At 39.9% G+C, this 18,008-nt stretch carries 13 protein-coding genes and 2 rRNA genes (1 of these 15 cut by a window edge); 7 read left to right on the top strand and 8 right to left on the bottom strand.

Annotation, left to right across the window (positions count from 1 at the left end; genetic code table 11):
- The first annotated feature begins 58 nt into the window (after positions 1-58).
- Positions 59-1,390 carry a MutS-related protein gene (locus KZC02_RS15835; protein ID WP_221389603.1) on the top strand — a complete coding sequence of 444 codons (1,332 nt, stop codon included), beginning with the start codon at positions 59-61 and terminating at the stop codon, positions 1,388-1,390.
- 52 nt (positions 1,391-1,442) lie between these two features.
- Here the strand turns inward: KZC02_RS15835 and serS are convergent, their stop codons facing one another.
- The 5 genes from serS to glyA form a co-directional block, all read right to left on the bottom strand.
- The gene (gene serS, locus KZC02_RS15830) at positions 1,443-2,735 is read right to left on the bottom strand and encodes a serine--tRNA ligase (RefSeq protein ID WP_221389602.1); all 1,293 of its coding nucleotides are present in this window, start codon (positions 2,733-2,735) and stop codon (positions 1,443-1,445) included.
- A gap of 72 nt (positions 2,736-2,807) precedes the next feature.
- Positions 2,808-4,166, bottom strand: a complete 1,359-nt coding sequence (locus KZC02_RS15825) for an aspartate kinase (RefSeq protein WP_221389601.1) — start codon at positions 4,164-4,166, stop codon at positions 2,808-2,810.
- A gap of 47 nt (positions 4,167-4,213) precedes the next feature.
- Entirely contained in the window at positions 4,214-4,723 is a 510-nt protein-coding gene (gene ribH, locus KZC02_RS15820; protein WP_221389600.1) for a 6,7-dimethyl-8-ribityllumazine synthase, read from the bottom strand.
- Between the two features lie 91 nt (positions 4,724-4,814).
- Positions 4,815-5,516: a tol-pal system YbgF family protein gene (locus tag KZC02_RS15815; protein ID WP_221389599.1), complete on the bottom strand. Its 702-nt coding sequence runs from the start codon at positions 5,514-5,516 to the stop codon at positions 4,815-4,817.
- Between the two features lie 259 nt (positions 5,517-5,775).
- Positions 5,776-7,080, bottom strand: coding sequence for a serine hydroxymethyltransferase (glyA, locus tag KZC02_RS15810; RefSeq protein WP_221389598.1), 1,305 nt, complete (start codon positions 7,078-7,080; stop codon positions 5,776-5,778).
- A 386-nt stretch (positions 7,081-7,466) separates the two neighbouring features.
- Here glyA and nagB point away from each other — a divergent pair, with 386 nt between their 5' ends.
- Positions 7,467-9,437 carry a glucosamine-6-phosphate deaminase gene (gene nagB / locus KZC02_RS15805; protein ID WP_229253618.1) on the top strand — a complete coding sequence of 657 codons (1,971 nt, stop codon included), beginning with the start codon at positions 7,467-7,469 and terminating at the stop codon, positions 9,435-9,437.
- A 163-nt stretch (positions 9,438-9,600) separates the two neighbouring features.
- Here nagB and KZC02_RS15800 read toward each other — a convergent pair whose 3' ends face one another.
- Complete coding sequence (locus tag KZC02_RS15800) at positions 9,601-9,765, bottom strand: hypothetical protein (protein ID WP_221389597.1); 165 nt, start codon at positions 9,763-9,765, stop codon at positions 9,601-9,603.
- Positions 9,766-10,011: 246 nt separating this feature from the next.
- On the opposite strand from KZC02_RS15800, the gene mutL reads away from it, so the two are divergent.
- The 5 genes from mutL (at position 10,012) to dxs (ending at position 15,692) form a co-directional block, all read left to right on the top strand.
- Entirely contained in the window at positions 10,012-11,895 is a 1,884-nt protein-coding gene (gene mutL / locus KZC02_RS15795; RefSeq protein WP_221389596.1) for a DNA mismatch repair endonuclease MutL, read from the top strand.
- Positions 11,896-11,952: 57 nt separating this feature from the next.
- Positions 11,953-12,267, top strand: coding sequence for a rhomboid family intramembrane serine protease (locus KZC02_RS32955; RefSeq protein WP_310590313.1), 315 nt, complete (start codon positions 11,953-11,955; stop codon positions 12,265-12,267).
- Entirely contained in the window at positions 12,195-12,749 is a 555-nt protein-coding gene (locus tag KZC02_RS15790) for a rhomboid family intramembrane serine protease (protein WP_310590312.1), read from the top strand. The genes KZC02_RS32955 and KZC02_RS15790 overlap by 73 nt, the downstream gene beginning before the upstream one ends.
- A 3-nt stretch (positions 12,750-12,752) precedes the next feature.
- Entirely contained in the window at positions 12,753-13,670 is a 918-nt protein-coding gene (locus tag KZC02_RS15785; protein ID WP_221389595.1) for a rhomboid family intramembrane serine protease, read from the top strand.
- 87 nt (positions 13,671-13,757) lie between these two features.
- Positions 13,758-15,692 carry a 1-deoxy-D-xylulose-5-phosphate synthase gene (gene dxs / locus KZC02_RS15780; protein WP_221389594.1) on the top strand — a complete coding sequence of 645 codons (1,935 nt, stop codon included), beginning with the start codon at positions 13,758-13,760 and terminating at the stop codon, positions 15,690-15,692.
- Positions 15,693-16,444: 752 nt separating this feature from the next.
- On the opposite strand, the gene rrf is transcribed toward dxs, so the two are convergent.
- Both rrf and KZC02_RS15770 read right to left on the bottom strand, forming a co-directional pair.
- Positions 16,445-16,556, bottom strand: a 5S ribosomal RNA gene (rrf, locus tag KZC02_RS15775).
- 395 nt (positions 16,557-16,951) lie between these two features.
- Positions 16,952-18,008: ribosomal RNA gene (locus KZC02_RS15770) — 23S ribosomal RNA — on the bottom strand (it continues 1,765 nt past the right edge of the window).

The raw sequence follows: 18,008 nt of genomic DNA, 5'->3' as shown, positions 1-18,008 counted from the left end.
TTTAACAGAATCACTTTCCTGGCTGTAACTACTTTTGAAGATATCCAAAACCTTCAATATGCAGCCTGTTGATGACCATACCTTACGCGAACTTCAAATCATATCTGACCAGTACAAAGAAAGGTCTGTCCTCAATTTTTTTGATAAAACAAAATCGCTCGGTGGCCGGGATATGCTGAAAAGTATGATTAAAAATACCAGGCAAGACATTGCTGAAATACAGTCAGTCCAGGGATTGTTAAAAGCAATTTCCCAAAATATTGGTTCGTGGCAAATAAATGTTTCACGTGCTTATGTAGCCGCAGCAGAAAATTATTATGCAAGTAATATTGCACATACCATGTCACAGGATGCAATCCAGCATTGGTTTGAAACACTTATTTTTTCTTGGCGTCATCCAACCGAGTTTTATCATATACAAAGCGGACTGGCAGCAACGATCAGGGTTTTGATAGGATTACAGGAAATGATTTCCAGGCTGGAAGAGCATGAAATAACTGAAGAAATAAAAAATGATTTCAATTTTGTAACATCTTTTCTAAATGCTTTTGCCCTAAAATCTTTTCTTAAAACCAGCGATAAAGCACTTTCCAAACGGTCTGTATTCTATCTTGATTATTATTTCCGAAAACAGCATAAAAAGGAATTCAGAAGGATACTGGATATTTATTATAAACTGGATGCCTTCATGGCAATTGTCAAAACTTCCAATGAGCACGGACTTTCTTTCCCTGAATTCGTTTCAGATGAGACTTGTTTCGATGCTACACATCTATGGCATCCCTTAATTCCACACTCAGTAAAAAATAGTTTTTTCCTGAATGGCAACCCTGGTATATGTATCCTTACCGGCGCCAATACAAGCGGCAAAACGACTTTTTTAAAATCGTCCGGTATTGTTCTTTATCTGGCTCATTTGGGATGGCCGGTTCCTGCGCGAAGTCTCCGGCTTTCGTTTACAGATAGATTGTTTACTTCTATACATCTGTCTGATGATCTTATACTTGGTTACAGCCACTTTTATAATGAAGTAATGAGGATAAAAACAATAGCAGAAGCACTTCATAATGGTGAAAAATGTTTTGTAATAATTGATGAAATATTCAGAGGAACTAATCAGGAAGACGCACTATACTGTTCAAAAACTGTATTAAACGGGTTTTCCAATTATAAAGACTCCCTCTTTATTGTATCAACCCATTTGATGGAATTACTGGAAAGTTATGAGCAATCGGATTCTGTTTGTTTTCGGTGTTTCAAAACAAATATTACAGGTAATGATTTTCAGAATACTTTTCGTTTGGAGTCCGGCATTGCATTAGAAAAAGTAGGCAAACTTATTATGGAAAAAGCGGGTGTGCCCGAGTTATTGAAAATTGCTTATACATGAAAAAAGCCTCCATTTGCATGAAGGCCTGATCAAATATTTTTCCAAAATTATTTTACTCAATAGTATCAAATCCACAATAAGGCACCAAAACAGCCGGAATACGAACAGTTCCGTCTTCCTGCTGATTGTTTTCCAATAAAGCTGCAACAATGCGTGGCAATGCCAAAGCAGAGCCATTGAGCGTATGCAGCAACTGTGTCTTTTTTTCTGCTGTTTTGTAGCGGAGTTTAAGACGGTTTGCCTGGTAGTTTTCGAAGTTAGATACAGAACTGCATTCCAGCCAGCGCTCTTGTCCTGCCGACCAAACTTCAAAATCATACGTGAGTGCTGACGTAAAACCCATATCGCCGCCACACAAGCGTAAAATGCGGTATGGCAATTCCAGTTTTTCCAACAATCCCTTCACATGGTTTACCATCTCTTCCAGCGCTTTGTAAGATTCCTCTGGTTTATTAATCTGTACAATTTCGATTTTATCAAACTGATGCAGGCGGTTCAATCCGCGTACGTGTGCTCCCCAGCTTCCCGCTTCCCGGCGAAAACAAGGTGTATATGCCACATTCTTTACGGGCAAATCAGTTTCGGCAACAATTACATCACGGTACAGATTAGTGACCGGTACTTCGGCAGTAGGTATCAGATACAAATCGTCAGCAGCATCATGATACATCTGACCTTCTTTATCCGGTAACTGTCCGGTAGCAAAGCCAGAATCAGCATTGACTACGATTGGTGGCTGAATTTCAATATAACCTGCTTTGCCGGCTTCATCCAGAAAGAACGCAATCATAGCGCGCTGAAGGCGGGCCGCTTTTCCTTTATAAACCGGAAATCCTGCTCCTGAAATTTTATTTCCTAATTCAAAATCTATGATCGGAGCCAGATTTTTACCTAATTTTCTTATCAGTTCCCAATGTGGTAAAGCGCCGGCCGGCAGTACAGGTTTAGCTCCCTCTTCTAATATGTTGACATTATCTTCCGCTGTTCTGCCTTCCGGCACACTTTCGTGCGGCAGGTTTGGCAACTTCACAAGTTCATCAAGAAGCGTAGTTTCAATCTCCTTATGCTTCTCTTCCAATGCTTTGGAACGCTCTTTCAATAATACTGTATCAGCTTTAGAGGCCTCCGCCATCTCTTTCTGGCCGGATTTCATCAAAGCACCTATTTCTCTGGCTTTCGCATTGGATTCCGCCAAAACATTATCCAGTTCCTGCTGTGTATCACGCCTGATTTGATCGAGTTCAACAATACGGTCCACAGCTTGCTCAGCATTTTTGAAATGCTTTTTATTCAAACCTGCAATGGTGAGATCCTTATTATCGCGGATAAATATTGGTTGTAACATAAGCCATAAGGCACCAGTATGATTACTGGTAACTAAATTTAGAATTGTTGTTAATTTAAAAAGAAGAAAGTATCACGGCGCCGTAAAAATATCCTTCATTGCATCCTCATAATAAAACAGGCGCTCGTTCAGTACGTTTAATGCCTCAGATTTATATCTTGAATGAATAAGCAGCGATAAATTGTGTTCCGATGCACCATACGAAATCATTCGTATGGGTATATTTTTCATAGCTTCCAGTACTTTTAAAGCTATTCCTTCCTTATCAGCACTGAAATTTCCTACAATACAAATGATATTCTGATCACGGTCATGTTCCTCCAAATCAGCAAATTCCCTAAGCTCTGCTGTAATTTCTTCCAGGTGATCTGAATTGTCAATCGTAACCGATACGGATACTTCAGACGTTGTGATCATATCAACCGGTGTTTTGTATTTTTCAAAAATTTCAAACACCCTACGAAGGAAGCCGTAGGCATTCAGCATACGGGTTGAATGGATATAAATTGCTGTGATATTATCCTTTGCAGCAATCGCTTTTATTTCACGGTCAGAAGTTTGGTTTGCGATCAGCGTACCTGGTGCATCCGGCTGCATTGTATTTTTCAGACGTACCGGCACAGCACGTAATTTTGCAGGTGTGATTGTACTTGGATGTAAAATCTTGGCTCCGAAATAAGCAAGTTCTGCCGCTTCTTCAAATGTCAGTTCTCTGATCGGAAAAGTACGTTTTACAATTCTTGGATCATTATTATGCATACCATCAATATCCGTCCAGATTTGAATTTCATCTGCACGTATAGCACCGCCTATTAAAGAAGCCGTATAATCAGAACCGCCACGTTTTAGGTTGTCAACCTCTTCACGCGGATTCCGGCAAATAAATCCTTGCGTAACGATCGTTTGTTTATCGGTATGCTGATTAAGAATTGTAACCAGTTTTTCTTCAATGACTGCCATTTCAGGCTCACCATCCGCATCAATTCGCATAAAGTCCAGCGCAGGCAGCAATACAGAACTATCTCCTTTTTCTTCCAGATAGGCCTGAAACATTTTAGTGCTTAGTATTTCTCCTTCTGCAACAAGCTCTTTTTCCTGCTTGATTGTGAATGGTTTGATACCTACCAGAGACCTGATAAAACCGAATTCACTGTTTACAATTTCCTGGCCTTTTAGCAGTCCTGATTCAGTAGCATACAGTTCTTTGATGAACAATTCATAATGCGTTTTCAGGTCTTCAATTTTGGAGATAGCCTGCTCCTCTTCATAAGATTTTGCAGATTCGCCAATAGAAATCAACGCATTTGTAGAACCGGATAAAGCTGATAAAACAACTATTTTACGGCTGGAATCAGTACCAAGAAGTTCGCGGATAGAATGCATACGCTCGGGCTTTCCTACTGAAGTGCCACCAAATTTCCAGACTTGCATAAATAATGAATGATTGAATTTTAGAATAAGTGAATGTATAATCCTGATTAAGATGAAATTTGATCGGTGTTAATTGTCTCTTTCAAACCAATCATTTTGATGGCAGTCATTGCGGCTTCATCTCCTTTGTTACCATGAACTCCGCCTGCACGATCCAATGCCTGTTCCATGGTATTAGGCGTAAGTACACCAAAAATGACAGGTTTGCTATGTTGTATACTCACATTGGTAATTCCCTGAGCCACTGCATGATTAATATAATCGTTGTGTTTTGTTTCTCCCTGAATGACTACTCCCAAAGCAATCACTGCATCAATATCATAACGCTGAGCAAACCAATGTGCTCCAAGAGTCAATTCAAAACTTCCCGGGACATTTCCCCTTTCTATATTTTCTGCCGATGCACCATATTGTAATAATGTCTGATATGCTCCATCAAAAAGCTTTTCAGTTACTTCACTATTCCATTCAGCAACCAGGATTGCAAATTTTTTCTTACTAATATCCGGAAGACCGTCGGTAATAAACACACTTAAATTTTTATCAGCACTTGACATATCAAAGAGAAGATTTATTATATTTTTTGAATAAAAAAAGGATAAAACCGTTGTCGGCTTTATCCTTTTAAAGAACAGAAATGGTTAACCATTATTTGCCGACCTGTCCTTCAAGTAATCCCATATATTTCTTGGCATTCACCACTTCCGACGAAAGCGGAAATTCTTCAATAACACGTTTATATGTTGCAACAGCATCGCCTGCCTGATTTGCCTTTTCTTCTGCAAGAGCAAGTTTCATCAGATAAACAGGTGTGAAATATTCATTTTTTTCGTAATCAGCTGCTTTCTTGTAATAAGAAATTGCTTCTCCAGCTTCATTTTTTTCAAGATAAGCATCTCCAATCAGCGATTGTGCTCTTGCATGAACCAATAAATCAGATGAACTGAAAGATTTAAGATGACTTATAGCATCGTCGTATTTGCCTTGTTTTAACAAAGCAACGCCTGCATAAAAGTTGGCAAGATTACTGGCATCAGTTCCTTTATAACTATCTGCAATTGACAAAAGACCTTCGTTTCCTCCACTGCCATTCAATGCTTTCTGCAAAGAATCTGCTTCAAAGTCGTATACAACGCTTGAAAGAGCATTCTGCGCCGTTCCTTCCTGGCTATCTATATAAAAGCGATATCCTGCAAAAGCAGCAATTGCAAGAAGTATTGCGCCACCAATGCCTAATACTACTTTACGATTCTTGAGGAAAAAAACCTCTGCCTTATTGATTTGGCCAGCCAAAGCCTCCGGTGTTTCAATAATTTCAAAACCGGACTCAGCCGTGTTTTTCTTGCTCATATCAATTAAAATTCAATTTTGGAGTGCAAAGTTATGAAAACTTTATTAAGTCAAAACATGTTAGCACACAATTCTTTACCATTAGTTATGCAGGCTTCGCATGTTGCCAGTTTATTCAACCCTCAGACAACCTTTTTTTAGAAGGATTTTTCTTACAACTATATCTATTCTTCGACTTTTTTCAATCAAAAAACAAAAGACTGCACAGTAACTTAATAACGTTTCCATGCAGTCTTTATTTACGATAGTTGTCTAATAATTAGCTATATAAAGGATATTCTTTCATCCAGTTATTAACCTCGCCTTTTATGGCAGCTATCTTAGCATCCTGGTCATGGTTTACCAATACAGTATCCATCAAATCTACGATGCGTGCCATATCAGATTCTACCAATCCTCTTGAAGTCATGGCAGCAGTTCCTACCCTGATCCCCGACGTTACCATTGGAGATTTATCATCAAACGGTACCATATTTTTATTAATAGTAATATCAGCTTTGATCAATGTGTTTTCTGCCAGTTTACCGGTCAGGCCTGAATCAATACCATTTTTAGTACGTAAATCAATCAACATTAAGTGGTTATCCGTACCACCTGATATAATTTTGTATCCTTTTTCAGTAAAGGCTTTTGCCATAGCCTGAGCATTTTTTGCAACCTGTGTGGCATAATTGTAATAACCTTCACTCAATGCTTCACCAAAAGCAATTGCTTTAGCAGCAATAATATGTTCCAATGGACCACCCTGAGTTCCCGGAAAAACACCCGAATCCAATAGAGAAGACATCATACGGATCTGGCCTTTTGGTGTTGTAATTCCAAATGGATTTTCGAAATCATTGCGCATCATAATGACGCCTCCACGAGGTCCGCGTAATGTTTTATGCGTTGTAGTCGTAACTATATGGCAATGATCGAACGGATCTTTTAATAAACCTTTTGCAATCAGGCCAGCCGGATGAGCAATATCAGCCATCAGCAAAGCACCAACCTGATCAGCAATAGCTCGAAGCCTTTCGTAATCCCAGTCACGGCTATATGCAGAAGCTCCGCAGATTAATAATTTCGGTTTTTCCCTAACAGCAGTTTCTTCAACTTTATCCCAGTCGATTAACCCTGTTTCTGCTTCAACACCATAAAAAACGGGTTTGAAATATTTTCCGGAAATGTTAACTGGAGATCCGTGGGTAAGGTGTCCTCCATGAGCAAGGTTGAATCCCATGATTTTATCTCCCGGATTCAAGCAAGCTAAAAACACTGCTGTATTTGCCTGTGCTCCCGAATGTGGCTGAACATTAGCCCAGGTTGCACCAAATAATTCTTTAAGACGATCAATAGCAATTTGTTCTATTTCATCTACAACTTCGCAGCCACCATAATATCTTTTTCCTGGCAGTCCTTCTGCATACTTATTGGTAAGCACACTTCCGGAGGCTTCCATTACCTGTTTAGAAGTAAAGTTTTCAGAAGCAATCAGCTCAATACCTGATTCCTGGCGAAATTTTTCTTTGTTTATAAGATCAAAAATTGCTGTATCACGTACAACGCTTGTGAGTGTAGACATGGTTGGTAACGGAAAAATGATGTGTTATTTTGTAGATTAGGGTACAAAAATACGAGCATTTCTTTTGGAATGAAAAATTACAGGACACTTTATCCTAAACTAGAAATTTGAATTTGTAAATCTTTTCCTCAGAATTAGTCCTATCAGATCGTTTTAACGTATCATTGAATTATAAGTTATTTTTAAATTTTTTTAATAATATTCACTTTGAGTCGTATTTTTGCGATAGATTTAAAATATGATGTGGTAATCACTATATTGAACCTGCTATGCGGAATTGTCCTGAGTTCATTAAAACATTAAATTGATATGTTACAAATGAATGTTTTATTTGAACATATAGTATTGTTCTATTCTTAAACTCCGAAATAAAAAATTACGAAAACATGAGTCTTCAAACTGTAAATCCAGAGACGATTTTACTTCAGGTAGCCGACAATGCTATTAATGGAACAATCGGCCAGCCTATTACTTACGAAAAAATACCTACCCGGATTTTTGCAGATTCCAAAGAAGCTTCTAACGCAGTGGCACAGGAAATTGCTGATTTGATCAGACAAAAGCAAAAAGAAGGAAAGCAGTGTATTTTAGGACTTGCAACAGGATCTTCTCCTAAAACTGTATATGCATTGTTAGTAAAAATGCACAAAGAAGAAGGCCTTAGTTTTAAAAATGTCATTTCATTCAATCTGGATGAATATTATCAGATGGAACCGGATTCTATCTATAGTTATCACCGTTTCATGAAAGAGCAGTTGTTTGATCATGTGGATATTCCCCAGGAAAATTATTTTGTTCCGGATGGTACAGTGCCTGCTGCATTGCTGCGTGAGTATTGCATTTCTTACGAAAACAGAATTAATGCGGTTGGCGGACTTGATTTTCAATTGCTGGGAATCGGTGGAAACGGGCATATTGGTTTTAATGAACCAGGTTCTTTGATCAATGCTCGTACCAGGCTGATCACATTAGATCATTCTACCCGTGCAGCTGCTTCAATGGAGTTTGGCGGACTGCATAAGGTACCGCGTAAGGCGATTACGTTAGGTGTTGCGCCGATCCTGAGCGCCAGACGTATTGTATTGCTTGCATGGGGTGAAAGAAAAGCTTCGGTAATTCAGGCAGCAGTAGAAGGGCCGGTAACAGAAAGAAATCCTGCATCTTATCTTCAGGCACATCCGGATGTATCGTTTGTTTTGGATGAAAGTGCAGCATCTGAGTTAACACGGGTTAAAACTCCATGGTCAGTAGATTCGGTAGTCTGGGACAATAAAATGATCAAGAAGGCTGTGGCCCATTTATCAAAGAGCTTGGGCAAGCCAATTTTAAAATTAACAGATAAAGATTATAACGATAATGGTATGAGTGATTTGCTGGCACAATATGGTGCTGGTTATGAAATCAACATTAATGTATTTAATCAATTACAACATACCATAACCGGGTGGCCGGGTGGAAAACCCAATGCGGATGATACCAACCGTCCGGAACGTGCTCAGCCTGCAAAAAAACGTGTATTGCTTTTCAGCCCTCATCCTGACGATGATATTATTTCAATGGGTGGTACGTTCCAAAGACTTGTAGATCAGGGGCATGAAGTACATGTTGCTTATCAGACTTCGGGAAATATTGCTGTTGCTGATGATGAAGCTTTACGCTTTATTGATTTCGTAGTGGATTTCAATAATGCATTCGGAACACAAAGCGAGGTGACAAACAAACTGTTTCTTGATGCCAAAAACTTTTTAAAACATACCAAGGACAGCGAAATTGATACACCCGAAATACGTCAGGTTAAAGGGCTTTTGAGACAGGGAGAAGCAAAATCAACTTGCCGTTTCGTAGGAATTCCTACAAGCCAGGCTCATTTCCTGAATATGCCTTTTTACGAAACCGGGACAGTACAAAAGAAACCAATCGGAGAAGAAGACATACGCATTATTGAAAACCTGATTGAAGAAATTAAACCGCATCAAATTTATGCCGCGGGTGATTTCGCAGATCCGCATGGTACCCATAAAGTATGCTGGGATGCCATTGAGGCGGCATTAGAACGTTCGAAACATAAAAATTTCATGAAAGACTGCTGGGTATGGCTGTATCGCGGTGCCTGGGCTGAATGGGATATTTACGAAATTGAGATGGCAGTTCCTATGAGCCCGGATCAGGTTTTGAAAAAACGTCAGGGTATTTTTAAACATCAGTCACAAAAAGACGGAGTTGTATTTCAGGGAGAAGATTCAAGAGAATTCTGGCAGAGAGCCGAGGAACGTAACAGAGCAACTGCGCATTTGTACGATAGGCTCGGACTTGCACAGTATGAAGCAATGGAAGCTTTTGTAAGGTGGAAATTCTAGAAACGATGTTTAAAACAAAGAAAGCGGTGAAAATCACCGCTTTCTTTGTTTTAAACCATAATTAATTTTTGTATAGTATCTTAATAGTTTCGTAACAGATAAGTTAACAAAACTAAATTATATACATCTCTGATATTTTATTTAAAATGATAATAACTACCAATTAAAGTTCGAGGTCTATCCACATTCGTTGCGCCATTTTTTCAACCATAGCAGCGATGCCCTGAAATGCCCCGAAAACAATGCATAGAGGCAGGATAACAGGCAAAAAGATAAGCCATTGCAAGGCCATCGTTAAGTTGAATTTTTTAATAATTGGTGCTTTCATAAGATTGGATATATCTTAACAGAAATCTTCTTTCAGTAATCTCAGCGCTTAAATTAATAAGCGTAATATTAACAAATAATTTCTTAAAAACAATTTTACATATCTATAAAATTTCAATATTTTATATGATTTTTTGCTGCGTTTAAACATAAAAGCTTTCAAGCCTTCCGCACTACCTATCAAAAATCCTATGCTCTAAAAAAATTTTGTTAATTTGTTATACATAAGCTAACATTCATTATTAATATGGCGTCTTCTGACATCATTCAATTATTACCAGATTCTATTGCCAACCAGATCGCAGCCGGAGAAGTCGTTCAGCGACCTGCGTCTGTGGTAAAGGAGCTACTAGAAAATGCCATTGATGCGAAGGCAAATCAGATTCAGGTTATTTTGCGTGAGGCAGGCAGAACATTAATTCAGATCATTGATGATGGCGCCGGCATGTCGGAAACTGATGCAAGAATGTGCTTTGAAAGACATGCTACATCTAAAATACGCCAGTCCGAAGATTTATTTCAAATACGTACCCTGGGCTTTCGTGGTGAGGCATTGGCATCTATCGCAGCTGTATCTCAGGTAGAACTGCGTACAAGAACATCAACCGATGAATTAGGAACATTAATCAAAATTGAAGCTTCTGAAATAAAGGCACAGGAAGCAGTTGCCTGCATTACCGGTACGAGTTTGTCAGTCAAAAATTTATTTTTCAATGTTCCGGCAAGACGTAATTTCCTAAAATCCAACGCCGTAGAAATGCGCCATGTGCTGGATGAGTTTCAGCGTATTGCATTGGCACATCCGGAAGTTGGCCTTACATTACATCATAACGATACCGAAGTTTTTAATTTACAGCCTGGCAAACTTGTCAAAAGGATTGTAGATATATATGGAAAGAGTTATCGGGAACAGCTGGCTTTTTGCCAGGAAGATACCTCATACATCAGCGTCCGCGGGTACATTGGAAAGCCCGAATTTGCGCGTAAAACCCGTGGGGAGCAGTTCTTTTTTGTTAATGAACGTTTTATTAAGCACAGTTATATGCATCATGCTGTAATTAGCGCTTTTGATGGAACATTACCTGAAGGAAGTCATCCATTTTATGTATTATTCATAGAAATTGATCCGTCACATATTGACATTAATATCCATCCGACCAAAACAGAAATAAAGTTTGACGATGAGCGGTCGGTATATGCAATCATTATGTCGGCTGTCAAAAAGGCAGTGGGTGTTTATAATCTTTCCCAGTCGATAGATTTTGATGATAATATCAATTTTTTAAGTCCGCCTTCCATTGATCAGAACCACAATATAGTTCCGAGAACTGTAATGCCGGATTGGGCAGCTCAATCAAAAAAATCAGAAACCGGACAGTCTCGTTCTAATCTTACCAACTGGAATAAACTTTTTGAGGGCTTACAAAGTACAGAAGACCGGAGCAGGGAACTTGCTGCTTTTGAAATGAACACACCTATCGCTAATCCACAGTATCAGGAACAGGCTATGACGGTGGCAAGTAAAGTCAACCGAATGGCTTCGGAAGTCATTGCAGCTCCGGAAAGCGATGCCGTAATTTTCCAGCTTCATAACCGGTATATTTTGTCTCAGGTAAAGGATGGAATTATGCTGATCGACCAGAAAGCTGCTTATGAGCGCATCCTTTACGAACGCTACCGCAAAATGCTTACGAATAGAAACGGCGCCTGTCAGCAGCTTTTATTCCCTAAAACAATACGGCTGACACATTCTGATATGCAGCTGGTACACGAAACAAAAAATGAAATCAGGAGCCTTGGTTTTGAATTTGATGAATTTGGATCAAATGAATTAATCATTCGCGGCATACCTGCAGATTTACCTGAAGAAAGTGAACAGGATCTTTTTGAGGAACTGATAGAACAATTAAAACAAAGTTATTCGGATCTGAAATTGAATAAACCCGAAAGTTTGTCGCGTTCACTGGCACGTCGTTTTTCCATACGCTATGCAGTTAAGCTTTCCCTGGTTGAGATCCATACGCTTATAAATCAGCTTTTTTCCTCAACAGATCCTAACCGAACACCTGGCGGAGAAGCAATTATTATATTACTTACGATGGACAAACTCAGCAGCATTTTCAGACCGTAACGAAACGAAAACGGCTGTGCGGCAGTTATTTATTTCAAACATTGAAATTATCGGAAAATGTTATCTATTACCCCTACTGTTAAAAATTTAATTATTCTTAACATCCTTTTTTTTATTGCTGATAAGTATGTTCTCAATGGAACACTCAGCTACCTTTTCGCTTTAAGACCTGTCTTATCAAGTGAATTTATGCCATACCAGTTTGTGTCTTACATGTTCTTTCATAGCTTAAATGACTGGGGACATATCTTTGGTAATATGTTTGGTTTATTCATGTTCGGGCCTTTATTGGAACGCATGTGGGGGCCAAAGAAATTTTTGTTTTTTATTTTTTTACAGGAATTGGTGCTGGTTTGCTTTTCTCTGCAATAGGCTATTTCGAGACTTCTCAATTAAAAAATGCTGTAGAAATTTACATACAAAATCCTTCACCGGACGCGTTATTGAACTTTTTTACACATCATGCTCAAAATCTAAAAGAAGCGAATATTGGCTTTCTGAACGACTTTGAAGGCAGTCCCAACAACGCTTCTTATATCAAGGAAAGTATCAACTTTGTTAACGGCAGATACCAGTCAGAAATAAATATTCCTATGGTCGGAGCCTCCGGAGCAATTTTTGGTATTTTAATGGCGTTTGGTTTCTTATTTCCTAATACTGAATTATTTCTACTTTTTGTACCTTTTCCAATTAAAGCAAAATATTTTGTTGCATTGTATGGGTTATTTGAATTATATTCAGGTATAAAAAATGCTCAGTCTGACAATGTTGCGCATTTTGCCCACATTGGAGGAATGCTATTTGCTTATATATTGTTGCGTTACTGGGGGGCACAAAAACAAAATTTCTATTGAAAAATGAGCAATATTGTTGATGACATAAAGAGGGAGTTTGCTAAGTCAGAAAATTCACTTATAAAAATAATTTTAATTAACACCGCAGTTTTTCTTGTATTGTTAATTACTAAAATCATTCTGACACTGTCTCAATCAGCCGGTATTTATAACTGGATTATTGATATGCTTGGCTTATCAGCATCTACCGGTGAATTTATCCGGAAACCGTGGACGTTGATCACCTATTTCTTTACACACGAAGATATATTCCATATACTTTTTAATATGCTTTTTTTATACTGGTTTGGAAAACTGGTAGACGAATATCTTGGTGCTAAAAGAGTAGTAGCACTATACTTGTTAGGAGGGATAACCGGAGGCGTATTTTTTATGGTAATCTATAATCTTCTGCCTTACTTTCAGCCTAATTTAAATGGGCCACCTATGTTAGGAGCGTCAGCTGCGGCTTTTTCTATAGCAGTAGGTGCATCTACACTTTTACCAAATTATACATTCAATATTATTTTTTTAGGGCCAATCAGAATTAAGTTTATTGCATTATTTTATATAATCCTATCTCTTGCCCAAACAATAGGACCTAATGCAGGTGGAAATCTGGCCCATTTGGGAGGTGCTGTAATGGGCTACATATTCATTAAATTATTACAAAACGGAACTGATCTTGGAAAGCCGTTATATTCAGTAATGAATGTCTGGTCAAAAATGTTCCGTAAACGCCCTTCTATGCAGGTTACTTACCGTGAAAAACAGGTTTATCGCAGCACAAGTGTTTATTCCTCATCCGCTTCACCATCTACAATAGAAATGCCAAATCAGACAGAAATAGATTCTATTTTGGATAAAATTTCAAAATCAGGCTACGAAAGTCTTACTAAAGAAGAGAAGCAAAAACTATTCAAAGCCAGTCAGCAAAAATAAAAATCAGATTGATTACCTATTTGATTAATTTTATGCACGTTTTGAGTTAGAATTGATTCTCAAATCAGTCTTTCAATTGCCTTCAATATGCTTATAACACCTGGAAAATTACTTGCCAAAATCGATTCTCCTGCTGATTTGCGAAAGCTGGATCGTACACAGCTTCCACAGGTATGCAACGAATTGCGTCAATATATCATTGATAATGTTTCTGTTTATGGAGGTCATTTCGGTGCGAATCTCGGTGTGGTTGAATTAACTGTTGCTCTTCATTATGTATTTAATACGCCGGATGATCAGCTTATATGGGATGTAGGCCATCAGGCTTACGGTCATAAAATATTAACAGGAAGACGAGATAATTTTCACACAAATCGTACTTATGGGGGGCTTTCCGGCTTTCCAAAACGTAAGGAAAGTATCTATGATGCATTTGGGGTAGGGCATTCCTCTACTTCTATTTCATCAGCATTAGGAATGGCAGTTGCATCCGCTCTTGAAAACAATTATCAGCGTCAGCATATCGCAATTATAGGTGATGGCGCATTGACAGCCGGCTTAGCGTTTGAAGGACTAAACCATGCAGGTGCAACGGATTCAAATTTGCTTATCATATTGAATGATAATTGCATGGCGATTGATCCTAATGTTGGTGCGCTTAAAGAATATCTTACAGACATTACCACTTCACAAACATATAACAAGTTTAGGGACGAGGTCTGGAATATGCTTGGTAAAATGAGCAATTTCGGCAAAAGTGCACAGGAAATTGTTTCGAAAGTGGAAGCAGTAATGAAAACTGCTATTCTTCGCCAAAGTAATCTTTTTGAATCTCTTGGCTTACGTTATTTTGGTCCTATTGATGGTAACGATATTAGCCATTTAACCGAAGTATTACAAGATCTGAAAAGTATTCCGGGACCTAAAATACTTCACTGTCTTACAACAAAAGGAAAAGGATACAGCCTAGCAGAAAAGGATCAAACAAAATGGCATTCCCCCGGGATTTTTGATAAAGTTACCGGAGAAATTCAAAAGAAGATTTATAGTGTACCTCAGGCACCAAAGTTTCAGGATGTTTTTGGGCATACATTATTACAACTTGCGCAGGCAAATGAAGCAATAGTAGGTGTAACGCCAGCTATGCCTTCCGGCTCTTCTATGAATATCATGATGGAGGATATGCCAGAGCGTGCATTTGACGTAGGTATTGCAGAACAGCATGCGGTAACATTTTCAGCGGGGATGGCTACCAGAGGCAAGATCGTTTACTGCAACATATATTCAACCTTTATGCAAAGAGCATACGATCAGGTAATACATGACGTATGTATACAAGAATTACCTGTTATCTTTTGTCTCGACAGAGCGGGTCTTGTGGGTGCAGACGGGCCAACACACCATGGAGTGTATGATATCGCATTTATGCGTTGTATTCCTAACATGGTTGTGGCTTCACCAATGAATGAACAGGAACTAAGAAATATGATGTACACTGCTCAGTTGGACTCCTTTCAAAAAGGAACTAGAGCATTTACTATAAGATACCCGCGTGGAACAGGTGTTATGCCGCAGTGGAAGACACCTTTTGAAGAAATTAAAATCGGTACAGGCCGAAAAGTCCGGAATGGATCAGATATTGCAATACTTTCACTTGGGCCAATTGGCAATTTAGCTAATCTGGCATGTGAACAGCTGAAAAAACAAGGTATTGACGTGGCACTTTATGACATGCGATTTGTAAAACCACTCGATGAAAATATTTTACATGAAATATTCATGAACTTTGACCGTGTAATAACACTGGAAGATGGTTGCTTACAGGGAGGATTTGGAAGTGCGGTTATGGAATTTATGGTAGATCATGGTTATTCTTCACGTCTTAAAAGACTTGGTATACCAGATGGTATTGTCGAGCATGGAGAACCATCTGAACTCTATCGTGAGTGCGGATTTGATGCCGTCGGAATCACGAAAACAGTAATTGAATTCATGAATTCTGCTACTGCAGCAATTGTCTAAGCATAAGTTGACTATTCTTAGCAAAGTTCAGATGTGATGTTGTTAAAATCACAATATTGAATTATCATTTTAGGAAATTATTTTACGAAGTAAATTAAAGATCACTCCTTCAAAGAGTGGTCTTTTTGCATTATTAGTGTTTCAGAACTAATCAGGAATAACGAGATGAAAGAAAATTCGGTGGATAGAATCTATCTGAACTGAGCTGGAAAAACCTCAGGACATAATATGATAATCGGCAAAAGTGTTGATATTTTCGAAGTAAATAATTTAGATGGTTTGATTGTTATTTTTTAGGATCAAGTGTAAGCCCGGACTAAGCGTCCCCGGTTAAACCTGCGCGGCTCGACTTGGTAAAGCAGCGGGCACGCTTGGTGCCGGAACGACTTGGCCAGAAACGCTATTAAACCGCTACAATACTATTTCAGGCAAATCCCACTCTTGATAAAGATGGCTCCTTTGGGCGGTGAGTATTGACCTGGGCTGGGGCGATAGTGGTCGGGACTTAGTCCTCACTTCTTCATAAATCACGTTTAAATGCAAAAACGGGCCTTTGAGTTGATACATGGATTAGGATCAATTATTACGAAAAGCTATCCACTTCTACACAAGGCTTGCGTACAAGCTGGGCTCCCCCGGCTACGTACCCCGTGCTTAACTTCTCTGTTGGGCCGGAGTTGCGCTCAACACGGGGCGCGGCCTTAAGCACGCAAAAAAGACCATCCTTTAGAGATGGTCTTCGTTTAATGGTATTGTGGCGGCTACCTACTTTACCAGGTTTGACCCAAGTATCATCGGCGGTTCCGGGCTTAACTTCTCTGTTCGGGATGGGAAGAGGTGAACACCGGGCCAATAGCCACCAACAAGATTTTCTGTTGGTTTATGTGTGACATTGGATTGGGAAGATGTGAAGCGAATCGTCGCACCGTCCGGGCCAATAGCCACCAACAAGATTTTCTGTTGGTTTATGTGTGACATTGGATTGGGAAGATGTGAAGCGAATCGTCGCACCGTCCGGGCCAATAGCCACCAACAAGATTTTCTGTTGGTTTAATTTGTGACATTGGATTGGGAAGATGTGAAGCGAATCGTCGCACCGTCCGGGCCAATAGCCACCAACAAGATCTTTGAGTGGAGTTCAGAGTTTAGTAGTTCAAAGTTTAGAGTATTTTTAACTCATGAACTTATAAACTTTTGGCTCATAAACTTCCTTTTCATGTCATATTGGAAGCAGAAGAGAACAAGAATAAAAAGATGTTATGCGTTAAGCTGTTGGGTAATTAGTACTGCTCGGCTGAATGTGTTTCCACACGTACACCTGCAGCCTATCAACGTCGTAGTCTACAACGACCCTTATGTGGAAGATTCATCTTCAGGCTAGTTTCGCACTTAGATGCTTTCAGCGCTTATCTATTCCCCACATAGCTACCCGGCCATGCCACTGGCGTGACAACCGGTTCACCAGCGGTGGGTCCACCCCGGTCCTCTCGTACTAAGGGCAGCCCCCGTCAATCTTCCTGCGCCCACCACAGATAGGGACCGAACTGTCTCACGACGTTCTGAACCCAGCTCGCGTGCCACTTTAATCGGCGAACAGCCGAACCCTTGGGACCTTCTCCAGCCCCAGGATGTGACGAGCCGACATCGAGGTGCCAAACCTCCCCGTCGATGTGAGCTCTTGGGGGAGATCAGCCTGTTATCCCCGGCGTACCTTTTATCCTTTGAGCGATGGCCCTTCCATACAGAACCACCGGATCACTATACCCTGGTTTCCCACCTGCTCGACCCGTCGGTCTTGCAGTCAAGCCTGCTTGTACTATTGCACTCCACACACGGTTACCAAGCGTGTTGAGCAGACCTTTGGAAGCCTCCGTTACACTTTTGGAGGCGACCACCCCAGTCAAACTACCCACCATGCACGGTCTCCGACTTAGTCGGATTAGATCCCAGGCCAGCGAAGGGTGGTATTTCAACGTTGGCTCCATCATGCCTGGCGACACAACTTCAAAGCCTCCCACCTATCCTACACATCCCTGACCCGAAAACAATGCAAAGCTATAGTAAAGGTGCACGGGGTCTTTCCGTCCCGTGGCGGGTAAGCGGCATCTTCACCGCTACTACAATTTCACCGAGCTCACGGCCGAGACAGTGCCCAGATCGTTACACCATTCGTGCAGGTCGGAACTTACCCGACAAGGAATTTCGCTACCTTAGGACCGTTATAGTTACGGCCGCCGTTTACTGGGGCTTCGATTCAATGCTTCTCTTGCGATGACATCCCCTCTTAACCTTCCAGCACCGGGCAGGTGTCAGGCC

The organism is Dyadobacter sp. NIV53 (assembly GCF_019711195.1).
Taxonomy (GTDB): Bacteria; Bacteroidota; Bacteroidia; order Cytophagales; family Spirosomataceae; genus Dyadobacter.
Note: the sequence above shows the minus strand (reverse complement) of the source record. Positions and strands in the feature narration are given on the sequence as shown.